Below are 4,537 nucleotides of genomic sequence, written 5' to 3' on the forward strand. Positions count from 1 at the left end.
GGGCCAACGCTGGGTGCGCAAGAAGAGTCTGATGGGGCTGCGGGATCGAATCCGTGCCCTGACCAAGCGCCACCGGGGCGATTCGATCGAGAGCATCATCGCGTCGATCAATCCGATCCTGCGGGGCTGGTTCGGATACTTCCGGCATGCCCACCGATACACCTTCTCGTCCGTCGACGGCTTTGTTCGTCGTCGACTGCGAGCGGTCCTGCGCCGACAGCTACATCGTCCAGGTCAGGGCCGATGCTTTCGCGATCACAGTCAATGGCCAAATGCCTTCTTCGCCAATCTTGGGCTGTTCACGATGTACGAGGCTCATCAATTGGCGCGCCAATCCCGATGTGGAAACAACTGACTGGAGAGCCCGTCGCGGGAAAACCGCACACCGGGTNGCCGGCCATTTTGAGGCATTGGCTAACGGGCCGCTCCGGCCGCTCGAATGTCCCATGAACAATTCGGAAACGGACACTTGGGCGCCCAAACCAGTCGCCGCTTCAACGGCCGAAAGAAACGCCCCCGATCACGTGCGGATCCGACCGTTCCGTAGTCCGTAGCGGCCGCTTGCCTACGTCTCTGGCAGCAGACGGCAGCGCCCGGCAAGAAGAAGTCAGCCCGACCGAGGCAGGCCGAGCTTCAGAGGATCGCTGCAGCAGGATTAGGCGGAAGCCGAAGTCTTCTTCGAGGGGGCACGAGCCGTAACACCGACTTGCTGGGCGGCATTTGTTGCCAAAGTTGCAGCGGCCTGGATGTTGGATTCAGCAACTTCCACAGCCTGCGCCGGCCGGCGCATTCTTGGCGAGGTGTCGACAGTCTCTCACAGCTTCCGTGAGCCCTCCGTCAGGATGGCCTTTGCCACTTCGGCAAGCTCTTTCTGCGTTTCCGATGTGATCTCATAGAGGTGGCGGGCGTAAGCCATAGCCTTCTCACCAACCGGCTGCACCAGCGACGCGTGCACCTCGAGAAATTCCCGTGGCTCTTTGGCGGAGAGCGCGCGCCTAGCGCCGTCCAGATTTTCCGTCAGAGCCGTTTTCGCGACCTGCATATTCAGCTCAGCCAGCTTCTCAAAGCCTTCGATGGCCTTGGCTGTCAGGCTGTACAGGGATTCGAGGTTGGCCTGTTGTACCGCCAAAATTTGTTCCTGAGTAAAGATCACGCTGCTCTCCGATTGTGATGATTTATCGCTCTTCCGACACGCGTTTGGACGCTCAGTCGTCTTCACTAAAAAGGCGGGGGACTGATGGCGGATCGCGTGTGGGGTAGATCTCTATGTGCTCCCGCGATACGGAGTCACAAAGGGGGCAGAACCATGTTCCGCCCCGTCGGTCATTGCATGTGCTGCCCGCCGTTGATCGCAATGTTGGATCCGGTCACGTAGGCCGCATCCTCGGAGCACAGATAGGCAACTAGGGCTGCCACTTCCTCCGGCTTGCCAAGGCGCCCCACCGGAATCTGAGGCAGGATCTTTGTATTCATGATCTCCTGTGGCACGGCGGTGACCATCTTGGTCGCCAGGTAACCCGGAGAGATCGTGTTGACCGTCACCCCTTTGCGAGCGACCTCCAGCGCGAGCGACTTCGTGAACCCGTGCATGCCTGCCTTCGCGGCCGCATAGTTGGTCTGCCCGAACGCACCCTTCGAACCGTTGATGGACGAGATATTGATGATGCGCCCCCAGCCCCGCTCCACCATGCCTTCACACAGCGGCTTGGTCACGTTGAACACCGAATCCAGGTTGGTGCGAATCACGGCGTCCCAGTTGACCTTGTCCATCTTCTTGAAGGCCATGTCGCGGGTAATGCCGGCGTTATTCACCAGGATGTCGACCTGCCCGACCTCGGCAAGAATCTTTGCCATGGTTGCCTGGCAGGCATCGTAGTCGGCGACGTCCAGCGCGTACGCACGGAAATTGCGGCCGGCAGCTTCCATGGTGGCGAGCCAGTTCTGCACATTCGGGTTGCCTGGCGTATGCGCCACGACCACGTCGTAGCCGGCTTCGTGCAGCCTGAGGCTGATGGCCTCCCCCAAACCGCCCATACCACCAGTCACCAATGCAATGCGTTTTGTCATCCTGCTTGTCTCTCACAAAGTTAATTTGACCCCTGTCTTCCGGTCGTCCCGATTCTGTGTTCGGCTTTCGACCAATACCGCCACGTATGCACGTGCGCCAACAAATAACGCTACCGCGCCAGCTTAGCGCAGTGATTTTTCAGTTTTGTGTCATTCGCCTGTCTGGGGCACCGAATGGTGCTGGATACCGGCTTGGCCGGACAACCCTCTTTTGGGTGAAGGCGCTGCAATCACCACAACCGCGAGCTAAGGCGCGCGAGCCAACCGCGCAACTCATCTGCGCCGATGTCTTGAAACTTGCCGCAGAGAACCAGGGCGAGATCCGACGGAAGTGTCCCGAGCACGGCTGCAGCGTCGGACACGGTAAGGCCCGCGGCTCTTATACACGCCGTCATGTCCTTCACGATTTCCGCCTTTAACGGAATTTCCTCGGCGTCCGCGAAGCCAAGCAGTGCGTAGACATTGGTCGCCCCATACTCAAATCGAAACACGCGGGCCTCCTCCTATCTTGTTGTTCTTGAACATGGCCCTCGAGCGTCGATGCGCCAATCTGGTGCCGGCCGAGGGCAGGATTATTGGCGCATACATTCGATAAGACAATCGGGGAAACACTAAGACGCTTCTCGGACGCTGGGTTCATCGTCACCATCACGTGACCAAGCTCTTGCTCACCCCAAGGAGGGCGCTATGCGTGAAGGAAAGATAAGCGCGGATCGGTTGACTGCATTTTCAGACGCGGTCTTCGCGGTGATCGTGACCATCATGGTGCTGGAACTCAAGGCACCGGATCATCCGGTGTTCGCGGCCCTCTGGCATCTGTGGCCTACGGCCCTCAGCTATGCGGTGAGCTATCTGTTCATCAGGATCAACTTCGTCCATCTTTTCATGGTCTCGCTCCTGCCATTTGCGACGGCCTGGGTGCCCGGCATTGACCGCCCGCCGCAGCCAGTCCGGCATGTCGCCCGTCCCGTCCCAGCGCAGCCCCTCGGCGTTGCGGTAGCAGACCGGTTAGCGTCACACACGGAACGTGAATTGCAGAGTTCGAGCTCAGGACTCCATACACCGCGCACGCGACTCCTCGTCAGCATCCGCAGCGTCTTCGGAGATATGCCGATTCTGCAGCCGGCTGTGCATCGCCTCGCATCGGATCAACATCGTTGCCGCGGGATCCTCTTCACCGCCGGCACTCCCAGCTTCCGCGGCGACCCGCAGATATACTTGCCGGGAGACCAGGGCGACAATCACAATGATGGCGCCGATGCCGAAGGCTCGGAATGCAATTTGGAGGTATTGCCCCATGGCGAAATTGCACCGTATAGCAGGAGGTGACTGGCAGTGAGACTACACGAGGATGTCTCGTGGCGGTGTCACACCGTTGCAGGGTTGACACAATACGTTTCGCCGCGGCGGGGGTTGGATAGCGCGTTCAGTGACCCCGCATGGCGGTCCTGAAGAGAATGTCCCGAAGAGTGATCGAGGCCTTATCGACCGGCCGCTACTGGGCCACGCCACACGCGCCCTTCCCGCTGGACGGTCCCAATGGCCATGATGAGGTCTTCCCCGGCGCCCAATGCATCAGCGACGGCAAATGGGTCACCTTCTATAAGGACGGGGAAGAAGTATGGGCGTGCAATGCCGTGTATGCCGCCGCCCATTTCGACTTTGCACCCGTTCCAACCCACCGCTCGTCGACGGACGACTGAGCGGGTCGGACGATTTCCACTGCCGTGCCCAACACAGCAGCCAAGCCATTTTTAGACGCCAATGTATGCGCTCTTGAGTCCGTCCAGCATGTTGGGGTCGAATGGCCAGGCCACCTTGACGTCCGGATATATCCTGAACGTCACGCTAGTTGTGTCACTCGGTCACCCGAGTGCGTCGTACAGGACGTAGTACATCTCCCCAAAATCCGTTCCGCCCTGATTTCCTAGGGCGCCTGCCATCCAGTCCTTCGGGTCCTCAGTGAGGTCGTTCGTCGCGTCGTGCTGGGTGGAAGCCATGACGAACATGCCATCAGTGAGACTGCAGTCTCTTTCTACCTGACCCGGGACTGAAAGAAGCAGCAAAAGTACGACCAGCAGTGGCTATTGACCCTACGCGGGCCTCTGATGCCCCCCCGGCGGTACCGCTAAGTCAACGCCCGCTCCCCCCGTCCATCCCGCGCAGCAACAAAGCTGGGCGGCAACATTTCATCACAGTAGGATAGCGATCCCTCATTTTCAAGCGCGCGGTGCACGGCGCTATCCGTAACGCCATTTCCTTATACGGAAGTCATGACTCTTCCCGCAGTGCTTGAATGGTGAGGGCGGCGTCCATGGTTCTCTGCATGCCGATCCAAATCGTCTTAGCGCCGGGCTCGCCATCGCTCTTGCGCCCAAGGAACCCACCCAGGGAAGCAACCAGCCGAATCATCTGATTGAGTGTGACCGGTGTCTTCGGGCGAGCTTTCTTGGCAAGCACGTATGCTCCC

The 4,537-nt window shown here is 59.5% G+C and carries 5 protein-coding genes and 3 pseudogenes; 3 read left to right on the forward strand and 5 right to left on the reverse strand.

Features of this window, described 5'->3' with window-relative positions; all coding sequences use genetic code 11:
* The coding region (locus tag DN412_RS42265; protein ID WP_279635314.1) for a group II intron maturase-specific domain-containing protein at positions 1 to 355 on the forward strand (355 nt) is incomplete at its 5' end.
* 300 nt (positions 356 to 655) lie between these two features.
* On the opposite strand, the pseudogene DN412_RS42270 reads toward DN412_RS42265, so the two are convergent.
* The 3 genes and pseudogenes from DN412_RS42270 to DN412_RS42280 all read right to left on the reverse strand — a co-directional run bounded on the left by DN412_RS42270 (position 656) and on the right by DN412_RS42280 (position 2,558).
* Positions 656 to 1,153: pseudogene (locus DN412_RS42270) on the reverse strand (phasin family protein).
* A gap of 170 nt (positions 1,154 to 1,323) precedes the next feature.
* Positions 1,324 to 2,067, reverse strand: a complete 744-nt coding sequence (phbB, locus tag DN412_RS42275; protein WP_115216913.1) for an acetoacetyl-CoA reductase — start codon at positions 2,065 to 2,067, stop codon at positions 1,324 to 1,326.
* 230 nt (positions 2,068 to 2,297) lie between these two features.
* A complete protein-coding gene (locus DN412_RS42280; protein ID WP_115216914.1) occupies positions 2,298 to 2,558 on the reverse strand; it encodes an XRE family transcriptional regulator in 261 nt (86 codons plus the stop codon).
* 271 nt (positions 2,559 to 2,829) lie between these two features.
* Between DN412_RS42280 and DN412_RS46200 the strand changes: the two are divergent.
* Positions 2,830 to 2,883 (forward strand): annotated as a pseudogene (locus tag DN412_RS46200) (hypothetical protein); the annotation flags it as partial.
* Positions 2,884 to 2,988: 105 nt separating this feature from the next.
* Here the strand turns inward: DN412_RS46200 and DN412_RS45385 are convergent.
* Positions 2,989 to 3,072: pseudogene (locus tag DN412_RS45385) on the reverse strand (H-NS histone family protein); the annotation flags it as partial.
* A 452-nt stretch (positions 3,073 to 3,524) separates the two neighbouring features.
* Here DN412_RS45385 and DN412_RS42300 point away from each other — a divergent pair.
* Positions 3,525 to 3,770 carry a hypothetical protein gene (locus DN412_RS42300; protein ID WP_115216916.1) on the forward strand — a complete coding sequence of 82 codons (246 nt, stop codon included), beginning with the start codon at positions 3,525 to 3,527 and terminating at the stop codon, positions 3,768 to 3,770.
* Between the two features lie 568 nt (positions 3,771 to 4,338).
* On the opposite strand, the gene DN412_RS42305 is transcribed toward DN412_RS42300, so the two are convergent.
* A partial coding sequence (locus DN412_RS42305; RefSeq protein ID WP_279635315.1) for an IS4 family transposase occupies positions 4,339 to 4,537 on the reverse strand: 199 nt, incomplete at its 5' end.

The organism is Cupriavidus lacunae (assembly GCF_003353055.1).
GTDB lineage: Bacteria > Pseudomonadota > Gammaproteobacteria > Burkholderiales > Burkholderiaceae > Cupriavidus > Cupriavidus lacunae.

Excerpts from the sequence above, each read along its gene's own strand:
- DN412_RS42300 (WP_115216916.1), top strand. The coding sequence starts at position 3,525 with ATGTCCCGAAGAGTGATCGAGGCCTTATCGACCGGCCGCTACTGGGCC.
- phbB (WP_115216913.1), bottom strand. The coding sequence starts at position 2,067 with ATGACAAAACGCATTGCATTGGTGACTGGTGGTATGGGCGGTTTGGGG.